At 24.2% G+C, this 21,782-nt stretch carries 15 protein-coding genes and 4 tRNA genes; 9 read left to right on the top strand and 10 right to left on the bottom strand.

What is annotated here, in order from left to right:
- Genes QMA87_RS00835 through QMA87_RS00810 form a run of 6 tightly spaced genes read right to left on the bottom strand, consistent with a single transcriptional unit; the run spans nucleotide 1 to nucleotide 8,017 of the window.
- Nucleotides 1-282: a hypothetical protein gene (locus tag QMA87_RS00835; protein WP_283823537.1), complete on the bottom strand. Its 282-nt coding sequence runs from the start codon at nucleotides 280-282 to the stop codon at nucleotides 1-3.
- Between the two features lie 3 nt (nucleotides 283-285).
- Nucleotides 286-1,269: a carbohydrate ABC transporter permease gene (locus QMA87_RS00830; RefSeq protein WP_283823536.1), complete on the bottom strand. Its 984-nt coding sequence runs from the start codon at nucleotides 1,267-1,269 to the stop codon at nucleotides 286-288.
- Nucleotides 1,229-2,275, bottom strand: a complete 1,047-nt coding sequence (locus tag QMA87_RS00825; RefSeq protein WP_283823535.1) for a carbohydrate ABC transporter permease — start codon at nucleotides 2,273-2,275, stop codon at nucleotides 1,229-1,231. The genes QMA87_RS00830 and QMA87_RS00825 overlap by 41 nt, the downstream gene beginning before the upstream one ends.
- Nucleotides 2,256-4,340, bottom strand: coding sequence for an ATP-binding cassette domain-containing protein (locus QMA87_RS00820; protein WP_283823534.1), 2,085 nt, complete (start codon nucleotides 4,338-4,340; stop codon nucleotides 2,256-2,258). The genes QMA87_RS00825 and QMA87_RS00820 overlap by 20 nt, the downstream gene beginning before the upstream one ends.
- Before the next feature lie 12 nt (nucleotides 4,341-4,352).
- Complete coding sequence (locus tag QMA87_RS00815) at nucleotides 4,353-5,795, bottom strand: thermonuclease family protein (RefSeq protein WP_283823533.1); 1,443 nt, start codon at nucleotides 5,793-5,795, stop codon at nucleotides 4,353-4,355.
- Nucleotides 5,796-5,803: 8 nt separating this feature from the next.
- On the bottom strand, nucleotides 5,804-8,017 hold the full coding sequence (locus QMA87_RS00810) for a P68 family surface lipoprotein (RefSeq protein WP_283827364.1): 2,214 nt from the start codon (nucleotides 8,015-8,017) through the stop codon (nucleotides 5,804-5,806).
- A gap of 121 nt (nucleotides 8,018-8,138) precedes the next feature.
- On the opposite strand from QMA87_RS00810, the gene QMA87_RS00805 reads away from it, so the two are divergent.
- The 3 genes from QMA87_RS00805 (at nucleotide 8,139) to nrnA (QMA87_RS00795) (ending at nucleotide 11,100) form a co-directional block, all read left to right on the top strand.
- Nucleotides 8,139-8,948, top strand: a complete 810-nt coding sequence (locus QMA87_RS00805; protein ID WP_283833546.1) for a hypothetical protein — start codon at nucleotides 8,139-8,141, stop codon at nucleotides 8,946-8,948.
- 215 nt (nucleotides 8,949-9,163) lie between these two features.
- Nucleotides 9,164-10,135, top strand: coding sequence for a bifunctional oligoribonuclease/PAP phosphatase NrnA (gene nrnA, locus QMA87_RS00800; RefSeq protein ID WP_283833677.1), 972 nt, complete (start codon nucleotides 9,164-9,166; stop codon nucleotides 10,133-10,135).
- The gene (gene nrnA / locus QMA87_RS00795; protein WP_283823529.1) at nucleotides 10,135-11,100 is read left to right on the top strand and encodes a bifunctional oligoribonuclease/PAP phosphatase NrnA; all 966 of its coding nucleotides are present in this window, start codon (nucleotides 10,135-10,137) and stop codon (nucleotides 11,098-11,100) included. The genes nrnA (QMA87_RS00800) and nrnA (QMA87_RS00795) overlap by 1 nt, the downstream gene beginning before the upstream one ends.
- An 83-nt stretch (nucleotides 11,101-11,183) precedes the next feature.
- Here the strand turns inward: nrnA (QMA87_RS00795) and QMA87_RS00790 are convergent, their stop codons facing one another.
- Nucleotides 11,184-12,164, bottom strand: a complete 981-nt coding sequence (locus QMA87_RS00790) for a phosphatidate cytidylyltransferase (RefSeq protein ID WP_283833545.1) — start codon at nucleotides 12,162-12,164, stop codon at nucleotides 11,184-11,186.
- Between the two features lie 79 nt (nucleotides 12,165-12,243).
- On the opposite strand from QMA87_RS00790, the gene holA reads away from it, so the two are divergent.
- The 6 genes from holA (at nucleotide 12,244) to QMA87_RS00760 (ending at nucleotide 15,122) form a co-directional block, all read left to right on the top strand.
- Nucleotides 12,244-13,191 carry a DNA polymerase III subunit delta gene (gene holA / locus QMA87_RS00785; protein WP_283823527.1) on the top strand — a complete coding sequence of 316 codons (948 nt, stop codon included), beginning with the start codon at nucleotides 12,244-12,246 and terminating at the stop codon, nucleotides 13,189-13,191.
- Complete coding sequence (locus QMA87_RS00780) at nucleotides 13,191-14,606, top strand: alpha-amylase family glycosyl hydrolase (protein ID WP_283833676.1); 1,416 nt, start codon at nucleotides 13,191-13,193, stop codon at nucleotides 14,604-14,606. Before holA ends, QMA87_RS00780 begins: the two co-directional genes overlap by 1 nt.
- A 163-nt stretch (nucleotides 14,607-14,769) precedes the next feature.
- Nucleotides 14,770-14,844 (top strand) — tRNA-Asn (locus QMA87_RS00775).
- 7 nt (nucleotides 14,845-14,851) lie between these two features.
- Nucleotides 14,852-14,927: transfer RNA gene (locus QMA87_RS00770), tRNA-Glu, on the top strand.
- Between the two features lie 4 nt (nucleotides 14,928-14,931).
- Nucleotides 14,932-15,007 (top strand) — tRNA-Val (locus QMA87_RS00765).
- Nucleotides 15,008-15,048: 41 nt separating this feature from the next.
- A tRNA-Gly gene (locus QMA87_RS00760) sits at nucleotides 15,049-15,122 on the top strand.
- Between the two features lie 272 nt (nucleotides 15,123-15,394).
- On the opposite strand, the gene QMA87_RS00755 is transcribed toward QMA87_RS00760, so the two are convergent.
- The 3 genes from QMA87_RS00755 to QMA87_RS00745 form a co-directional block, all read right to left on the bottom strand.
- A complete protein-coding gene (locus QMA87_RS00755; RefSeq protein WP_283833675.1) occupies nucleotides 15,395-17,377 on the bottom strand; it encodes a hypothetical protein in 1,983 nt (660 codons plus the stop codon).
- Between the two features lie 63 nt (nucleotides 17,378-17,440).
- On the bottom strand, nucleotides 17,441-19,474 hold the full coding sequence (locus tag QMA87_RS00750; RefSeq protein ID WP_283833674.1) for a hypothetical protein: 2,034 nt from the start codon (nucleotides 19,472-19,474) through the stop codon (nucleotides 17,441-17,443).
- Between the two features lie 388 nt (nucleotides 19,475-19,862).
- Complete coding sequence (locus tag QMA87_RS00745) at nucleotides 19,863-21,776, bottom strand: hypothetical protein (protein WP_283833673.1); 1,914 nt, start codon at nucleotides 21,774-21,776, stop codon at nucleotides 19,863-19,865.
- Nucleotides 21,777-21,782: the final 6 nt, after the last annotated feature.

The raw sequence follows: 21,782 nt of genomic DNA, 5'->3' as shown, positions 1-21,782 counted from the left end.
TTATTCCTGTTCTACTCTCTTATAATTTCATGATTTAATACCAGCAATAATTACAAATGCACCAATTATAATAACAATTGAAGCAAAAAAGATAATACCGATAGCAAATGAAATTGCAGCATTTGATTGTGTTAAATATGTTGTGTTAATGTCTGCGATTTTTAAAACATTTTGTACAATGTATCCATTATGAAGTCAGATTGATGCAATAATAATTGCAATAACTGAAATCAGAAAATAGAAACCTCAAATAATAGTTTGTAATTTAATACTTTTTTTCATATATTATCCTTTGATTGCGCTCCCTTGTCTTGATACTGCTCCCATAATTTTTTTACGTGATAGGAAGAAGAAGATAAACATTGGAAGAATTGAAGCAATTGTACCAGCCATTTTAACATTACTTAAAACTTGTACAGTGCCACCACGATCAACTCTACCTACTGAGAATAATCATACAGACATAATTTTATAATCAGTTCCAGCTACTAAGTTAGGCCATAAATAAGCGTTTCAAGAAACTAAAGCTGTAAGAATTACCACTGTCAATGTAGTTGGCATTACCATAGGGGCAGCGATTTTAAATAAATATCTATAACCAACTACACCATCAATTGCAGCTACTTCTTTAATTCTTGATGGAATCATGCTAAATGCATTTCTAAACATCAAAATGTTAAATACTGAAGCAACAAATGGTATACCAATAATCATTACTCTACCAATAAACCCATTAAAGAATTTATTAGTAATTTTTACTGATTCAAGTAATTTAATTACTTTATATTGACCTGAAAGCAAAGCAACATCAGGAAGAATTAATAAAGAAAGTAGTAATACTCAAAGAACTTCTTTACCTCTTCATTTTTTAATTGAAAATGCATAACCAGCTAGCATTGTTAAGAAAATTTTAACAGTAACTGAAAATACTACATTTGCGAATGTAAGTCCAAAAGCACTAAAATATTCTAAATTAAGCGCTAGTTTATAATTCATTCAAGCATTTTTACCAAAATCTTCTGGAAAAAATGAGAATGTGTTTTTTAAGTTTTCAGCTTGATGATCGGGCATTAATGAAAGTAAAATCATAAATGCAAAGGGGAAAATAATTAATAGACCAAAGAATACTAAAACAAATATCTTGAAAAAGGAAGTTGTAAGTAAATAAAGTAATGAAGTTTCTCTTACTGCGTTATTTGTTTTTTCTTTAATCTTATCATTATAAGACTTAAATTTCTTTAGTTGTCTTTTTAATTTTATTTCAAACATTATATTCTCCTACATTTGCTGAAGCGCGAGAAATGGCTTTAAATCCTCCCCTAACTACTACAGAATATATTACCCCGATTAAGAATAATGAAATCGCTGATGCTGAAGCTTTCGGTAAGTCTCCAGAGTTTGTTTGTTTATATACGTAAAGCATTATTGTTGATCCACCACTTTGAATAGCATTTTCTGTATTATTTTCAAATAATGCTAATGGAAAAATTTTAATACCTCCAATAATTGAAAGTGTAACAAGGAATGTTGTTGTTGATTTAATTGATGGTAATGTAATACTAAAAAATTGTTTCACACCATTAACTCCATCAACAGATGCTGAACGATATAAGTTTTTATCTACAACTAACATCGCTGTTGTGAAGATTAAAACATTAAATGCTAATCCTGATCATACCCCTTGAACTAAAACAACTACAAGTGGTAAAAATGAAGATTGAGCTTCAATTCCTGTATTGGATAAATAATTTACTTCTCCAAGACCAAATATTTTATTAAATAAACCATTTGGTGAAAAGAATTGTACAAAGGTTAAAGAAACAGCAACTATATTTGTCACATATGGCAAGAAGAATACTGTTTGTCAAAAACCTTTAGCTTTTGCTCTCACTAATGTAGCAATACATGAAGATATTAATAATGATATACCCATTTTTAATGGTAATACGATAATACCGAACATTAATGAGTTTCTAAATCCAACTGCAAATGCTGGATCATTAAATACTGCAGAGTATGTTTCAAGTGAAAGGACACTTTTTCCATCTCTAATTACAAATATTGATGAAAAGATACTAAATATAAATGGAATAATTGTAAATATTGTTAAAACAATTAATGCTGGAAGAAGGAAAAGAAGCGGCTGGTAAGCTGGTGTTTTTTTATCAACAACTGATCCAGCTAATGAATCTCATTTCTTTTTTGCATTTTGCTTTACACCAAATTTATATAAAAGTGGTGACTTACTTATAATATTATTTTCTGTTATTTTCATAATTCAACCTTAATGTTGTTTCAACATCAAAGATATTTAATTTATCTAGCGGAATAGTAAATGAAATATTTTCACCAACCATAAATTCTTTCGAATTATCAACTAATACATTAATATTAGTTTCGCTTCCATTTTCATCAACTGTAACAATTAATTTACTTTCTTTACCATAGTTTTCAACGCTATGAATAGTTCCTGTAAATGAGTCTAAAGTTCCTGGATCGCAAAGCATAATATCTTCAGCTCTAATTCCTACATGAATTTGAGATGAAGTGTTACCTTTAACTACGATTGAAGGAAAATTAGTATTTAAAATATTTAAACCATTTGAAGTTATATTACCTTTTAAAATACCCATTTCAGGCATCCCAAGGAATCTTGCAACAAATAAATTACTTGGTTTTTTATACAATTCGATTGGTGAACCAATTTGTTGTACTTTTGAAGTGGACATACAAATAACAATATCTGAAATTGACATAGCTTCTTCTTGATCATGAGTAACAAATACTGTAGTAATTCCAAGTGATTTTTGAATATCTCTAATCCATTGTCTTGTTGAGATACGTAATTTAGCATCTAAATTAGAAAGGGGCTCATCCATTAATAAAATACTTGGTTTTTTAACAATTGCTCGCGCAATAGCAACTCTTTGTTGTTGACCCCCTGAAAGCCTTGTAGGTCTTTTAGCAAGAATTTTTTTAATATCAACTTTTTCTGCTACTTCCATAACTTCATTATGAATAGCATCCGAAAGTGAAATAACGTTTTTATTTAATTCAAAAATTTTATTACGATCATCATCTGAAAGTTTAACATTATTAAATTTTTTATCTTGATCCATAACCATTTTTAAATCATACTTGGCAGCAATTTCTTTACAGTATGCATCTAATTTTCTTTTTGCTAAAGAAGGTAAAATATTTAAATTACGTAATAATCTTGCTGTTTTTTCTTTAACTTCAAATTTTTCCTCATTAAATTTTTTTAATTCTTCTAAATATAATTCTTTTGCTTTAGCAATTAATGGCGCATGTTTTTCTATTTCTAATTTATTATTAATTAAGTTTTTATAAAATAATCTTGTTGCCTTTAATTTATATTCAATTTTTGAAGATAATAATTGTTCTTTTTGATCAAATTTTTCTCTATCTTCTGTTGTTAACTTAAATACTGTTGATTCAAGTGATTCTAATTTTGCAATTAATTCTTCTTTATTTTCAATATATTTTTGCTTAAACATTGTGTTTTCAATTGTTGGAAGAACAACTGATTTTTCATAAAATGTTGGTAATTCGCCATTAGCTTTTAAAATAGCAAATTTTCTTGCAATATCTCTTTTTTGTTTAGCAAAATGTCTTTTTGAATTTTCTAGCGATTCTAAAATACTTTGCGCATTTTTATTTTTATCTGATTTATAGTGAATTTCAGAAATTTTAAAGTTTGTTTTAGCACTTTCTAAAGCGTATTTTGATTCAGAAATGTAGTTTGAATATTCAATATCAGCTACTTTTGGTAATTCTTTGTATACTTTAAATAAATTTTGAATTGTATTTAATTCTTCTTCTGAAGCTCCTAAATGTTTTAAGTAAATAGCTTCAATATCTAAAATTGCTTTTATTTTTTTTGTTTTAAATTTTGATTGTCAAATTTCATCATTTTTTAGTGGAAATGCAATGTTATCATAAACACTCATGTGTGGATAAAGAGCATAATTTTGGAAAACGAATCCTAATTTTCTTCTTTGAGGAGATAATTTGGTTACATCTTTACCTTTAAAAAATATTTTTCCGCCAGTAATTGTTAAAAGACCAGAAATAGCATTTAGCGTAGTTGTTTTCCCAGAGCCTGATGGCCCTAAAAGGGTAATTAATTTTCCTTCAGGAATTTTAAAGCTTACATCATCAACAGCTAATGTTTCGCCAAAGTCAATTGATACATTTTGTAATTCAATAGCTGGTTTAGATTCAACTTCTCCTTCTTTTTTTGTTAATATTTCTTTCTGCAATCTTTCTAACTCTAGTGAATCTAATTCAATAGTTGTTTTCATTTGTTTCTCATTCATATATTCTTCCTCTTATTTTTTTTCTTTTTCTTTATGTTCGTCTAGCGGTAATTTATCACTAGTTTCACCACTTACATAAAATTCATTTCTATGCGCTCAAACAGTATATTCATCACCCTTAGTATCAAGGAACATTGTGTAACCAGTATTTTGTTTAATTTTATAAATAAATGTTGAAGCTCAAAATGGAATACGATAATCAACGAAAAATCCTGCCTGTTTATCAACGGCTTCTTTAAGAGCTCTACCTAATTCAAAATATGAATAATATGATAATGTACCTAGTGTAGTTTGTTCTTTTTTAAACCCTGAAGCATCCATAGGTAATGTGTATCCATTTCTTACCATTTCAACTGAGTAAGAAACATTAAATTCATCTTCTTTTGCACCTTTGTAAACATCAGAAGTTACACGTCCAAATGTATCTAACCCGGTACCAATCATTCTAATTTTTTCACCGGCTTTGGCAAAATGTGGTCCAAATGCTGAAGAAACTTCAGCATATTGATATTCGAATTCACTAGCTCTTTTTCTACCTACACTTTTTTCAGGTGTATCAATACCACTAATTCTTACTTTAACTTCATTTCCTATAGAAAGTTTTTCAATATAATTTACTTTATTGTTAGCAGTAATTTTAACACTTACAGTGTCGCCATCAGCTCATGAAATAATTTCGCCTTCATATCAAGGAATCTTTTCTCAATCAACATTAATTTTTTTAACAGTAGGATTATTAAAATCAAATCTTGAATTTTCTAATCTAGTTTTCATATCAGATGGTAAGTTTTTAAGCTCAAGATGTGAATCAAATGTTATTTCTTTTAAAACGCCAAGAACTCTACGATTAAATTTGGTATATAGACCTAATGAAAATACGGTTTCTACATCAATATTATTATTTTCAGAAGTAAATCTAATTTTTTCGAAAAAATCATTTAAATTTCTTTTTTTTGCTTGTGCAGGTTTTTGTCTTCTTGCTACTGACTCAATTTTAAAATAAGCACCATTACTTAAAAAAGTTTTAAATTTTGAAGGTATTTTTAAATTTTTATCTTTAAATTGATCACTTGATAAAACGATTGAATTTATCGAATATGTATCTTTAATATTAGCTAGAATTTGTTTTTTAATTGCTTCATCAAATTTTTCTTTTTGAATAATTAATTCATCAGTATCTTTCGGAAATTCAATAGCATCAACAATTTCACCTTTTTCATTTGTTATGTCAACAATTTTTTCTACTCTATTTATATTTACTTGTTGATTAATTTCTAAAGCAATTTCATTTTTTAATTTAACATCACCAAATGAACCATTTTGAATATCTTCAAGCTTAAAATCATATCTTGTTGAAGCTTCTAATCCTTCTGAAATAATAAATGTTAAGGGAACAATAGCAATTGTGCTTAAACCTACTCCAAAAAGAATTTTTCTTAATTTATTTTTATTCATAATAATCCTTATTTTCTAAAAATACTTTGATTGCCATTAACGACGATATCAATAATTTCTTCTTTATAAGTGCCAATATTTTTCCCACTTCTAGATGCATTATTAGAACCTCTAAAAGCGCCATCAAGAGAACCTCTAAATGATTCTGTTCTTGGATCTCCAAATTCTTCAAATAATTGATATTCATTTGGTTCTGTAATTGCTTTTTTATAAATTTTTGCTGCTAATTTAACAGCAGGATTTAATTCATCATTATTTTGAAAATCAATATTTTCAAATCCTTTAATAGGAGCTATATAGCCAGCTTGTCTTGTTAAGAATTCTGAAGGAGTAATTGCATTATAATTAAATGCTCTACCTTGAATTTCTCCAGAAATATTATATTTTTCATTTGAAGAAAGAAACCTTGCAAATAATTTAACTCCATCATCTTCTCTTGAATTGGCATGTATTCCAATAAAATTAGGCCCTTGTGCAAAGTAAACTTTTTTCTGGTCAGATTTTAATCACTTACTTGGTGTTTCTCAAATTAGTAACTCTTCTTGAGACATGCTTTTTTTTCAAGCTTCTAAATCTTTTTCAGACCCATCAAAATTTAAAATAATGTCTGAGATTCTATTATCTAAAAGTAGAGCTACATAAATATCATTGTTTCTTTTAAACTCGCCAATATTTTTAATTGTTAATTTTTGCTCTAGTTGATTTTTAAGTGTTTCATATTGAGTTTTCTTAATAAATGTTAACCCTCTATTAATATTTTGTTCAGTTTCAGCTGTTAATTTTTCAAATAAACTATATGCTTCTTGTGATTGAGCTATAAAATCAAATGGTGTTGCCCTTCCTGTGTATCCAAATTTATAAATTTTATCTTCTAATTTTGAATTACTTCTTTTAAATGAAATATGGTTATCTTGGGCTTTTAATGTAAAATCAAGGCATTTATCGCTAGTTTCTAATTTTGTATTACCAAAAAATACTGATTTTTTTGTTTTCTTGTTATCAAAGTTAAACGCATAACCGGCTGTTGAACCATATGTAAGTACTGATCTGTGATCTTTTTGATAATTGGAATTGTAATCTCCGCCTTCAGGTATCCTTACAGCTTTTGCTTGAAATGCTAATTTTAATTTTTTAAAAATAACTTCTAATTTTTTATTAAATGCTTTTTCTGTGTTTTCAAAATCATTAAAGTTAACAATTCGGTTATACAATTCACCAGTCGACTTATTAATAATTTTTTGAATATTTGTAAATCTTTCTGAATCGTTACCATCTACTGAGGCATATGATATTGACTGAATAAATCCTGAAATTCCATCAATCCCTAATATTGCAAGCTCATCATTTTCTTTAGCTTTTGTAAATTTAGTTTTAGCTTCTATTGCAAAATCAATTAAATCATTAAATATTAAAAAAGTATCTTTAGAAATATTTAATCCAGCAAAATCTGTACCGGGTATTACATCTCCTCATTTTTCTTTAATAAAATCTCTATCAGGTAAACTTAATTCAACTATATGTTGATATTCCGCTTCAAATGAAGGGTCAATTACTGCTCCATTTTCTCTCATTTTTTGCAACAAGTAACCTAATACTGGAGCAGATACAGATTGCATAATTGTACTTTTTACTAAAGGTAACATTCATGTACCTTTATTAATAATGTTTGAAGTGGTTTTATCTCCATTCAAAACAATACTTGAGAATTGGTCAGTTCCTGTTGAAAGCTCGGGTCTTTCATCAGAAAGATCTAATAACATCCCATAACTAGCTAGATCAGATGCTACGGGCGAATAATTAAAGATAGCATTAACAAAAGAGCCGTTATTTCTAGCTTGTAAATCTAACTTAACCTTTTGTGATCCAGCGCCATATCCTGATCCAATATTTTTAATTTTTACAGGAACATAGTACTTATTATCTTTAAATTTATCATTAAAAACTTCTATTAATTTTTCTAATGTTGCATATTGATCTTTACCAATTGTTCAAGTTACAGCAATAACAATTTCATTATCATTATTCTGCTCAAATGTTTTATCGGCAAAATTATGATTAGCATATGTTAATGATGGTTTAATAACATCATATTTTGTCCTGAATAAACCAGCATTTTTTAAACCAGATGCTAATACGGCAGATCCAATAAACAAAACAGTTCCAAGAGCAGCGGCAGATCCTGTTATAATAGCTGCCCTAGATAATAGTTTTTTTATTTTCAATTTTTACCTCCTTTTTCATGATGTGATAAACTTCTTTTATTATCTTAAATTTAATAAAAATATAATTTATCATATTAATTATAAAATATACATAAATATATATAACTAAAAGGTGATATAAATGTGGAAAAAAATTATTAGAAATTTTGGAATAATTTCTTTGCCGTTTATGAGTAATGTAATGTTTATCTCTTGCTCACAAAATATTGAAGAAATTATTCAACAAATAAATAAAATTGATAAAGAAATAAGTTACGTGAAACTTACTAATAATAGTGCTATAGATAAAAATATTATTCAATTGAAATCATTATATAATGATTGAAAAATTAATCAAAATCGCGTTTTAAATGAGTGAGCTTCTTTTGCTAGAGAGGGCGATAAAAATGATGATTATACTAACAAATGGCTTCACTTAATTTTTCTTAGTATTGCTAATAAATTTTATTATTTTCTTACTAATATTAAAGAAAACAAAGAAATAGATCGTTGAGAAAAATGAAGAGATGAACTGCAAAATTTTCACTATGAGTATGAAATTTATTTTCGAGAATCATTTATTGAAACAATTTTTCAATTAATTGAAAAGAATAAAAATAATTTAGAGGAAAATATTTTTAAGCTACAATCACTTTTAGTTGATATTAATCTTCTTATTAATACATGAAAAAAATATAAATCAAATGAAATACAACGTCAGGCATATGCAATTAGTAAAAAGGAACAAAAATTTTATATTTTTTACGAAAAAATAAAATCATTGGGAAAAATTTCAAAAGAAAATTATTATTATGAATTTTATACTAGGGCTTGAAAAGCTCAAGAATTATTAAATAAGATTAAAAATAGTAATACAAATAATAATGCTCTTATTTATCAAGTTGAATCTTTATTAAAAGAAATGAATTTAATATTTAAAAGATGAATATAAATTTTAGAATTTTTTAAATAGAAAGTTCTTTCGAAGTTAATTATTAGAAAATTTTATGCTATAGATTAATTGAATTAATGTTTTTAAATTTAATAAAAATTAAAAATTTTAAATAAATTTATCTTAAGTTTAAACTTTATTTTAATAAAAGAAATTAAATTATAATTAATTGCGTAGTTAAACTATAAAATTTAAATATACAGAAAAGGGGCTTAATGATAATAGGATCATATAAAATTGCATTTAATGCAATTAAAAAACATAAGAATATTATAATATTTCACCACACCAGACCTGATGGTGATTGTTTGGGATCTCAATTTGGTTTAGCACAATTAATTATGGCTAATTTCCCAAATAAAAATGTTTATATAATTGGAGATAATAATAATAGTTTTGAATGAATGAATTATAAATTTGATAAGTGAGAAGATGTTCAATTTGAAAACTCATTAGGTATTATTGTTGATGCTTCTAATGCAAATAGAATTTTTAAATCAGAATTATTACTAGACGAAAGAATTACTCACAAATTAAGAATTGATCATCATCCAGTTATTGCTGATATTAATTATGATTATGAATGAGTAGATTCAAGTTATGTAGCTGCTGCTGAACAAATTGCCTACATTGCTTGAAAGAAAAAAATGAAAGTGCCTTATGATGCTGCCAAACACATTTACCTTGGCATAACAACTGATTCAGGTAGATTCTTATATGCTTCTACTTCACCACGTACATATGAAACTGTTTCAAACTTAATTAAAAAATCGAATTTTGATATCCAATTTGTTTATAACAATTTATATGCTAAAACAATGAAGGATATTCAAATAACTGGTGAAATTATGTCTAATTTCAAAAAACAAGGAAGAGTTTTATATTATATTTTTTCTAAAGAATTACAAGATAAAATGAAAATAACGCCTGATCAGGCAGCTGTATATAATAATTCGTTGGCTAATATTGAAGACAATCGTATTTGATTATTTTTTATTGAACTTGAAGATGGATCTTATAGAACTAGATTAAGATCTAATGGTCCTAGGGTTAATAAAGTTGCTGAAGCATTTAATGCTGGTGGCCATGATCAGGCGGCTGGCGCTATGGTTAAAAAAGAAGAAATTCAAAAAGTTATTGACTTAGCAAATCAAGAAATTATTAATTTTGAAAGCGAAAATAAATAATGTTAATCGGAAGTTTAAAACAAGCGGCTAAGCTTATTAAAAAATATGACAAGATTGTAATATTTCATCATATTCGTCCAGATGGCGATTGTTTAGGTTCACAACTTGGGTTAAGAGAAGTGCTTAAAGCAACATTTCCTAAAAAACATATTTTTGCTATTGGTGACAGTAAGAATATGTACAATTTTTTACAATTAAAACATGATAAAATTCCTTCTGAAGAATTTATGAAAGAAGCTCTAGCTATTATCGTTGACGCTAATTTTAAAGAAAGAATTGAGTTTAAAGAATTATTAACTTTAAATAGCTTTAAAGAAACATTAAGAATTGATCATCATCCTAATGAAGATGATTTAGATAATTGTTTCAGATGAGTTGATTCAAGCTATATTGCTGCTGCTGAAATGGTTGCTGAAATGTGTATAAGTATGAAATGAAAAATGCCTGTGCCAGCTTTGAATGCTCTTTATTTGGGCATTCACACTGATTCGGGCCGTCTTCAATTTCCTGCTACAAGTTCTAAAACACTTAGAACTGTAGCTAAATTAATGGACATGGGTGCTGAAAGAAATAAAATTGTTAAAATTCTTTCTTTAACATCACTTGAATCTATTAAATATAATTCATTTTTATTAAATAAAATGGAAACTAAAAATGGTGTAGCTTCAGTAATTATTACTCTTGAAGATTTAGCAAAATATAATAAGACAACGCAAAATGGTATGTATGCAAATGCTATTGGAAATATTGAAGGCTATCCAGTTTGAGTTACTTTTTTACAAGAAAGTGAAAATGCTATTAGAACTGAATTTCGTTCTAATGGGCCTGTTATTAGAGATGTAGCTGTTAAATGAGGTGGTGGTGGTCATGCTCACGCATCAGGAACCATATTAAAAAGTTTTAATGATATACCAAAAGTAATTGATGATTTAATTGTTGTAGTTAAAAATTTTGAAAGTAAGTAAAAAAAATATCAAGTACGACACTCATGTGCTTGATATTTTTTTTATTTTTAACATTATATAATTATTAGAAACAATTATTTTATTTAAAATGAAATTAATGTAATTAAAATACAAGAAATGCTCGAAACTACTAAAAGAGAATCAATTCGATCCAACAATCCGCCATGACCTTTAAAAACATTTGAATAATCTTTAACTTTTCAAACTCTTTTAATTAAAGAAAAAATTAAATCACCTAAAATAGCTCCAATAGGCAATATAATACTAAAAACACTTATAGTGCTTATTTTCGCAATTGAATCTTTTAATAAATCAAAATTATCTAATGCGGGAGTTAAACTCAAAAATAATGCAATAGTTATTGAACTAATTACAAAAGAAACTATTGCGCCTTCTCAAGATTTTTTTGGAGAAATTGGCGATAAGCCTCTTTTAATAATTTTCTTGCCTATTAATCCACCAACAAAATATCCTGTTATATCACTTATTATTGGTATTAATATAATTAATAAATAAATTAAATAATTACTAAAACTAAGCAAATAAAGAAATTTAATTCCTAAAATAATAAAAATAGCAGGAATTATGAATAAATTAATTCGATAAATAATTGAATTAAGTGTGCCTATTTCTTTTAGTGATTTCTTATTTATTATTAGTTCACGAACTAGCAATAAAAAATATAAAATAATTACTAAAACATATGTATATCATGATGTAAAAAAAGTTGTTAAATATTTTGAAATAATGTTAGAATAAAGGGCAACTTTTTGTGAAGCAATATCTAAATTTGGGTTTAAAAAATCATTAGGTAATGGCGCCAAAAATATAACAAGTGCAATCAAAATAATTATAAACTGAGTAATAATCCCAAATTTAAAGACTTTGCCTATTTCAAAAAAAGCTAAGATAATCAAAATACTAAAAACGATCAAAGAAAAAGTTCTAGCTCCAAAGCCTATGGCTCCATTTTGTGAGCCAAAATATTGACTAACAAATGAGAAAATTAATACTACTATTAACATGAATATCGCTGGTAATATTCTTTCATTAAATAATTTCATATGATAATAATAACATAATTAAAGATTATATTAATGCTTTTGTAAATAATTTGAATATTAAAAATGTTATAATTTTTAAATGTATTTATTATATGGAGAGGATGAAGGCAGGATTAATAAAGTTATTAATAATTTTATTGATAAACGCCCTGAATATATTGTTTTTAATTTTGAAGAAATGGATAGTGTTTCTTCTTTCATTATGAACCTTTCTTCAAAAACACTATTTAAATCTAAAAGTATCATTATTTTTAAAAATCCTTCTTTTATTATTAATAAATATAATGAAGAAGAAATCTCAACAATATTGTATTATTTAAATTTATATAATGAAAATAAAGATAAAGTCGTGTTTTTTAAGATTAATAGCAATAAGATTGATCTCAAAAATCCTATTGTTAACTGATTTAAAAACGAAGTTAATCGAATGTTCAATTATCCTCTTATGAGTATGGAAGAATATTATAAATATGTTGCCGATTATGTTAAATTACATAATGGTAAAATTTCATTTGAAGATGTATTAACTTTTTGCTCATATGTTCCTAATCAAACTCAAGTGATTGATCAAGAGTTGGATAAATTACTACTTAGATCTAAAGATATTAAAATTAACTTAGATATAGATTTTAATAACTATAAGAGTAATAATATTTATCAAATTAATAATTATTTAGAAAATATGGATTTTAAAAACCTTATTTCTGAATCGCTCAAATATCTTTCAAATCCAGAAGATTTATCAAAGTTATGAAATAATTTGTCCTTCTTTTTTACTTTGCCTTATAAATATTATATATATACAAGAGCTAATTGGACAGTTGCTCAAATTCAAGAAAAAGAAAAAATTCATATTTATAAACTTCATAAAGCTTCTGAAGTTTTAAATAAATATGGAATTGAAAAAATTAAAAATATTTTAAAATATTTAAATAAGATAGAAATTGAATCTAAAATATATTCGAATGTTTCTAAAGAAAATTTAATGCTATTATTTTTAATGAAAATAACTAATGAAAGTAAGTAATGAAAAGATATTATTATATACAACCTAAATATTTTAAAGATACTAGTGCTAATGGTACTGGCGATTTTAATGGTATAAGTGAGAAAATCAAGACTATTAAAAAAAATGGTGTTGATGTATTAATTATTCCTAATAATCTTTTTATTTATAAATCAGCAATCATAGAGGAGATAATTTCTAAAGAAATGGCCTATGGTAGTTGAGAAGATTTTAAGAATATGATCCAAAAACTTAAAGAAAATAATATTAAACTTTATTTAGAGTTTAAACTATCCCAAATAGCTGAAGATATTGATTCTTTTGGCAATCTTAATGAAAGAATCAATATTGATACATCTTCTTATAATATTCAAAACTTAGAAATAGAAAAGAATGAAAGTTATTATATTACAAAAAATGACTATACAAAATCAAATGATGATTCTCTTGAAAGTAAGATTGGAATTTTAAAAGATATTTGAAATTTTTATTTACAAATTGGTATTTCAGGATTTGTTCTCATTTTTGATCAAAATAAAAATTTACTAAAAAAAGGCAAAACAGATAACTCATTACGCGCTTTATATAGTAATGTTCATTCTAATTTAGCAGATGTTGAGATTATTTATAAAATAAGCAATAAAAATTATAATGTTTTTAAAAATAGTAAGAATAAGCTTTTTGACACGCTTATTCTTGATAGAATTACTAATTTAAAAACTAAAAATATTGCTAAAGTAATTAGAGATATTCTTAGTTTTGAAGATATAATTTATAATATTACTTATTTAAATGAAAAGAGAATTATTCATCATTACATAACAAATAGAATATGTAATGATGAAATCGCTAAAATGCTTATAACAATTTTATTATTTAATAATAAAAAACACTTTTTATATTTTGGCGATGAATTGGGTTTAAACTTATTTAATAAATTTAAACCACCATTCATATTAGATGTTTTTTTAGATAATTATTTTAAAGAGGATAGTACAAAACTAATATATCCTTGAAATACAAATTTTAATGCCGGTTTTTCAACTAGCAATTCTATTAAAGGTGTAATAGAAAATTCATATGAATTTAATAATTTAAAAATTCAAAAAAATGAAAATAATTCTGTTTTACATTATTTTAAAACTATTTCAAATAAATTTAAAAAGAATGCTTTTCAACAAAGTTTTAACTACAAATTAAAAACTAAAGTAAGTGGTAATATTCTTGAATTATCTTATCAAACTGATGACAATAAGTTAATTTTGCTTGCCAATATCAGTGAATTTATTATTAAGATCAAGGAGATTGGAGCTGATTGTTTAATTAGTTCTAATTGAAAACTTGATATTAATAAAGATAAAGAGACACTTAATCCTTTTGAAGTATTAATATATACCGATTCTTCATATAATCGAAATTCATATCTAGAGCATTAAAAAAATTGATGCTTTTTATTTTTTACTTTTTTCTTGTCTATAATTAAAAATGGTGTATTATATTAATACATAAAAATTTATTTAAATTTGTTAAAGAAAAAAATAAAAAAATAATTTTATTTTAATAAGTTTTATGTATAATATATAAGCATAAAATAAAAATGCCAATTTAGCTCAGCGGTAGAGCAGCTGGCTGTTAACCAGTTGGTCACAAGTTCAATCCTTGTAATTGGCGCCAATTTTATGGTCTGTTGGTGAAGCGGTTAACACACATGGTTTTCATCCATGCATACACGGGTTCGATCCCCGTACAGACTACCATTATGGAAGATTAGCTCAGTTGGGAGAGCATCGCCCTTACAAGGCGGAGGTCGTGGGTTCGAGCCCCTCATCTTCCACCATATGTCCGAAAGGACTTTTTATATACATATAAATGTATTTTGCGAGTGTAGTTTAATGGCAGAACTTCAGCCTTCCAAGCTGACTATGAGGGTTCGATTCCCTTCGCTCGCTCCATATCATTAAAGCCAATTTAAATATTGGCTTTTTTGTTACTTTTTTTATTTTTAAATAATGAATTAATTTTATGAATGTTTACAAAAGAGGCATTCATATATTATTATTTAATTTATTAAAAATATATATTGAAGTGTATTTTTGTTTTTTTTAAAATAAAAAAAGCATCCTTAAAAAATGAACTAGGATAATAAATTAAATGTATTTATTTGTATTGTTTTTATATTAAAATTAAATGTTAATAATTTAAAATTATTATATTTTTATTAATATTATTTTGAATTACTTTTTGACCATGATCCGGATTTAAGTTTTTCAATAAATTTTTCTTTTTCTGTATTAGCATCTATTTCTCTAGCTGCACTTTTTGCTAATTCAAAACTTTCATATGAAGAACTAATAAAGCCACTTTCTATAGGTCCTCAAATATCTTTTAATTCTAAACCTGATTTTTTAATTTCTGATTCAATAAGTTTTTTTAACATTTTTATAGGTTCAATTGGATTAAAAAATTTAATTATATTATCAAATATTCCGGTATTTGGAGCATATGAATAGTATAAGTATGCAAAAAATATACTAATTCTAAATAAAGCCTTTTTTGCTTCTTCTTTTTTATTACTATCATTTAATAATTTAATTAATGGTTTGATAAAAATTGACAATAACTGCTCTACTAAATTAATTCCATTAGAAATATTAAAAAATATTGATATTATTGTTTTTATATTGATGGCAATATGAGGAAAATTAATTTTTCTTATATTGCCAGCCTGTTTTTGCTCAATATTATTTGTAGTTAATAATTTAGAATTTAAATAAATTGGAGCGACAATTTTTTTAGTATCAAATTTATTTTCTATTAAGAGATAAATTAACTTTTTATTATGCTCTTTATCATTGCATTCAAATAAGCCATTAATAAATTCTAAAATTTTACTTTCATTTTTAGAATCATCAATTTTTTTAATTTCTTCTAATAATTTGGGTACTAATGTTAAAAAAATTAATTCAAAATCAATTTTATTTGGATCATCTTTTGTGAGCAATTTCTGTATAAACTTATTAATTAAATCATATATATCATTTAAAATATTAAAAGAAATATTATTACTTTCAACAACTTGCACAAATACTTCTATAATAAAATTCATTAATTCATTATTATCGTTCGATATTTTTTTAGTATAAAATTCTAATAAATTTGAAATATTTAACATCATTTTTTCTTCTATTTCTATCATATTTTTTTCTAAAAGCGCTTTTAATAATAATGCAGAAATAGAATAGCGCTTTTCATTAGAAGTGTTATCAGTTTTTGTTAAAAATAATAAAGTTTCTCTAACAAAACTAGGTAAATATTCTTTTAGAATGGCGGCTGTTTTTATTTGAACTTGTTTAATAATGCTGTAATCATCATTGAATGAATTTATACTACTTAAATCATTTAGAATTTTTTCAACTATTTTAGTAACTTTTTCTTTAAATCCATTTTTTATTATTTTTTCAAGTTCTTTAGAACTTTGCTCTGTTACATAATCTTTTAATAATGTTTTAAGTATAACATTATCAATAATATGAAAAATTGCTTCAGGCAACTTTTTTTTGAAAGATACTTCAAGAAGATTTCTAAATACTTCAAATAAAGAGTCTTTTTCTTCAATTTGCTTTAATATATTTTCATTTAAAAATATATTATTTTTTATTTCTTCCACTTCTTTATTAATTTCAGAATTAATATTTTTTAAACCAAAATAAGCTCCAAATCCTGCTGAAAATCCAGCAGCAATTGCACCACCAATTGAAACTGCAATAATAATATTATTTAATCTTTTACGTTTTGCTTTAAGCTCTTTTTGTTTTGCTCATGCTTTTTCAAGTTGTTTTTTCTTTGCATTTAATAATTCAAGTTTTTTTGAATTTAAATTATTTTCATTTTCTTCTTCTCATCTATAACTTGCTTGTTTAATTGCGTTATCTGTACTTTCGCCTCATTGAAATTTTTCTTTATTTATGCTATTTAACTGCAACTTTATAGCTTTATTAATTACATGAATATCAGAAATATATTTTTTATTTTCATTAGTGTTTAATAATAAATTTTCTCTATTTTCATTTCTAACTTTATTTTTACTAAACTTGCGAGATATTTGTATTGACTTTTCTACTTTATTAGCACAACCAATAGTTATTGCTGTGCTAATAAAAGATGTTGATGCTAAAAAGTTAAAAAGTAACTTTTTTTTATTATTCATATTTTTCTCCCAAGTTTATTTGTTTAAAACAATGATAATTTTAAATTCGAAATTCAACTTAATTTATTTTGAAATTTTAATATTATTGTTTAATGGATTTGTAACAATATTTTTTATAAGTTCTTTAAATTGAAAATTATTATTAGAAATTGCATAATTTTTAATTTCATCAAATATCTTATAATGATCTAAATTTAAGCTATATCAATGTTCTTTAGAAATATATTCTCCAAATATTTTATATAGTTGCATATCGGTAATATTAGTTCATTCTTTTTTAATCAATTTAGGTATAAATCTTTTTGGTTCAAACGGATTAACTAATGATATTAAATTGTCTAATAAATTTTCATTTTTAAAAACATATTTGTAATATAAAAACGAATATAAACTATAAATTCTAATTATGGCCTTATAAGGCGAATTCACATTAAATCCATTAATATTAAGCGGCAAAAAGTTTGTAGTTAATGATTTTTGTTTTTCTTCATATTCTTTAGCTATTTTTATTAATGGTTTTAAAAATGTATTTAAAAATTGAGTAATAAGGTTTTTTACATCAACAATTTTAAATACAGCTTTTAGTATTGTAAAAAATGAAATACTAATATTAAAAATAGATTCTGTAAATATAGCGCCATTTAATTCTTCTTTTAATAATTTTTCCATTTCTTTTTGTAAATTTTTTTGTGTTTTCAACATTTCATTATTATCATTTAATAAAATAGTATATAAAGCTTTTTTAACTTTACCATCTTTATTATCTTCTGTAAATAAATTATTCACAAATACTACAAAATCTTTAGCATTTTTTGATTCGTTTGCTACATTTTCAAATACTTTTAAAAATGCTGGAATAATTTTACTAAATATTAAATTAATATCAAGCTCATTAGAATATGGTTTAGTTATAATATTTAAAATTGTTTTCTTAATAATTTCAGTTAAATCTTTATAAAGATCAAAAGTTAACTCAACACTATCAATAGCTTCTGAAATTTTGCTAATAATAATTTTAATTAAATCATTATTTGAATTTGCTAAAGCTTTAGAAAAAATGCTAATTATTTTAGATAAATTTTCTACATTTTTAACATTATAATCAGCAAAACATAATAAAGCTTCAATTGCTCTTCCCAATAATGAAGTTTCTTTTTTATCTTTATTAATAATTTCAGAAACAAATAATATTGCTGCTTTAATAAAATCTGGTAAATATTTTTTAATAATCAAACTTACTATATTTTTAACTAAATTAATGACATTGTCAGAGCTTGTTTCTGCCACTATATTTCTGCTTTTTAATAAATCTAGTAACTCATTAACAATTTCTTTAGATCTATCTTTTATTTTTTCTTTTAATATATTTTTAAATCTTTCTTTTTCTTCTTCTGTAATATGATTTTTTAAAGCTTTTTTAAATAATAATTCATCAAATAAATCAAAAATTCCAGCCGGCAATTGCTTGTCAAAACCAATATCCATTAATTTAAGAAATATTTTTTCTAATCTATCAGTTGGATTAATTTGATTTATAAGCGATTTTTGAACATTTAAAATACCTTCTAATTCTTTTTTTCTTTTTTGAGCATAAGCATCACTTTTTGTTATACCAAAATAAGTGCCTATACCAATTGAAAGTCCAGTTGCGACAGCGCTAGAAATACCAGCACCAATTAAAACTAATTTAAGGCGTGAATTTTTTTCAGAATCTTTTTTATTTCTTTTTTCTAATTCTAATAATTGCTGTCTAGTAATTTCCAATTCTTGATCAATAGCTTCTTCTTGCTCATTAATAATTAAATTATCTTCATTATTATCATATTCATTGTCATTATCTAATTGCTCATCCTCAATAATATTTTCATTTAAATTATTCTCATATTCAAATGATTTAGAATGTAAAAAATCAGAAGATGTATCAGATTTTGTATTTTTGTCAATAACGGAAAAGTGTGAATTTGTCTTTTGATTTTGAAATTGCTGAAACGATTCTGTCTTGAACGTTTTAGTTTTATTACAACTCAGAACACTAGCTGTTGTAGCAAGCGACATTGTTGCTAGTACAATATTCACTAACATCCTTTTTTTATTCATAAGCTTTCCTTTAATAACATATTTAAATTAATAAATAATTTTTTTTATATTATTTAAAAAGTGTAATTTCAATGTTAAATTACTAGTAGTTTTTTAAATGTAATTTTATTTAGTTTTTATTTATTATTGATTAACATTTAAAATCTTTACCTAAAAGATAAATAAATATTTATCTTTAATTATTCCCTAAATAAATTTTATTATTTTACATCGTTCACAATGTTTTTTAAATATTTTTAAAAATGTTTAAAAGAATACATTTAATTTTATATTAATTAATAATTTTATTATTAATAATGCTAAATTTAATTTTTTGTTTTTGACATTAATTTATTAGAAATATTAAATAAAAAATAGATGTCAACTGTTCCATTAAAAATAATTTATTTTATTTTTTCAATAGATCAGCTGACATATATTTATTATTACCTTTTTTAAGAATATTTATAAGTTCACTTTTTGAATTCTTGTTTGTTTGTTCAGTAATTTTAAAAATTTCATATCTTTTTCCTAAAACAAAATACTTATTATATGTATCTCCAAATATTTCATTTAAACTAATATTTTGAATATTGTGTCTTTTAAACAATTCCTGTATAATTTCAGGAATAAATGTAACCGGCTCAAGAGGATTTACTGAATGAAAAAGTGAATTTATAAAATTAATTTTGGAAACTTTCACAAAATTATAATAAGTAAAACTTAATAATGTAGAAATTCTAAAAATTGCAATTTTTATATTTTCTTCATTTTTCTTTTTAGATAACTCAATTACAAGAGGTTCAAATATTAAATTCATTAAATTTTTTATAGTACTTAAAATTTTATCTGTATTTTTTATAGTTGTTCATATGTTGTCAAAATTTATATCAAATGATGGTAAAACAATTTCTGGGGAATTGCTTTTATCATTTTTTAGTGAATTTGTTTTCTCTTTATCAAAAAGTTTGCCAATTAAAATATATGAATAAACTCAATTATTATTATCGTTTCCTTCTTTTGAAAAAATTCCGTTAATAAAATTAACATAACCTGAATAATCTACATTTTTATCAATATTAACTATTGAATTAATTTTAGGGAGAACATCATTAAATATTTTAGTAACACTTATTTTTTTATCTTCGGCAATAAGTTCATCAATTGTTAGATTAATAATTTTATATGTATCTTCTAAAATATTAAAAGTTATATCAACTTTATTAATAGCTTTTGAAATACTATCGATAACAAAATTAATAAATTGATTTTGTTCATTAATAAATAAATGTGTATAAATAGACAATGTTTTTGAAAAAAAATCAAAATCATTTAATTTAATATTTAATTTTAAAAGAATTTTTTCTAAAAATCTACTTAAAATAGATCCTTTTTCTTTTTCAGTACTTTGGGTTGATATAAAATTTAAAATTCCTTTAAACGCTTTAGGTAAATAATCTTTTACAACAGTTACAATTCAACTTTTAAATTCTTTAGAAACTTCTGATGCCGCATTTTCTTTTAAAAGATTAATTTTAGTTAATTTTTCATAGAATGTATCAAGTATTTCTTTACTTGGTTTTTCTATTTTTTGCAATTTACTAATTAATAAATCTTCACTTTCGGATGTAAAATCTTGCAATAAATCTTTAAGCAGCACTTCTTTTAAAATGCTAAAAATTGCTTTTGGTAAATATTCTGAAAAAGATAACTCAAATAACTTATGAAGAACATTTATTAATGGCTCACTTGGTTTTCATTCTTCAAATAATTTTTTATAATAAGCAATTTTTGCTTCAAAATCTTTTTTCTTTTGATTTTCTGGTGAATTTATATTTTTATAGCCAAAATAAGCGCTTATGCCGGCTACTACGCCAGTAATAACTGAACTTGCAATAACAAAAGAAATAGCAATAACTTTATGTTTTTCTTCGCTTTTTTTATTTTGTTTTTCTTGCTTAATTAATTGTTCTAAAAGCGCGCTTTCTTTATTATTAGCCGAAACTTTGTTTTGTTTATTATTAGAATTAGAAACATCTTTTTTATTTACATTTTTTTCAATAATAATATTTTTGTTTGAATTTAAATTTATATTGAAAAATTTTTCATTTTTTTGTAACAGTTGTGAAGAATTGTTAATATCAATTTCCTGTAATGGCAAAAATTGATTTTTTTGTTTATTTAAATTTAAAATTTCCTTTTGTTTGTTGAAATTGATTGCAATTGAATTAATTTCTTCATTATTTTTACAAGCGATCAATAAAGAAATTGTTGTAATGTTTAAGGTAATATTTAAAATAATAAAAAATTTATTTTTTCTCATTTTACC

Source organism: Mycoplasma phocimorsus (assembly GCF_030077875.1).
In the GTDB taxonomy this organism is placed as follows: domain Bacteria; phylum Bacillota_I; class Bacilli_A; order Mycoplasmatales; family Metamycoplasmataceae; genus Mycoplasma_H; species Mycoplasma_H phocimorsus.
Note: the sequence above shows the minus strand (reverse complement) of the source record. Positions and strands in the feature narration are given on the sequence as shown.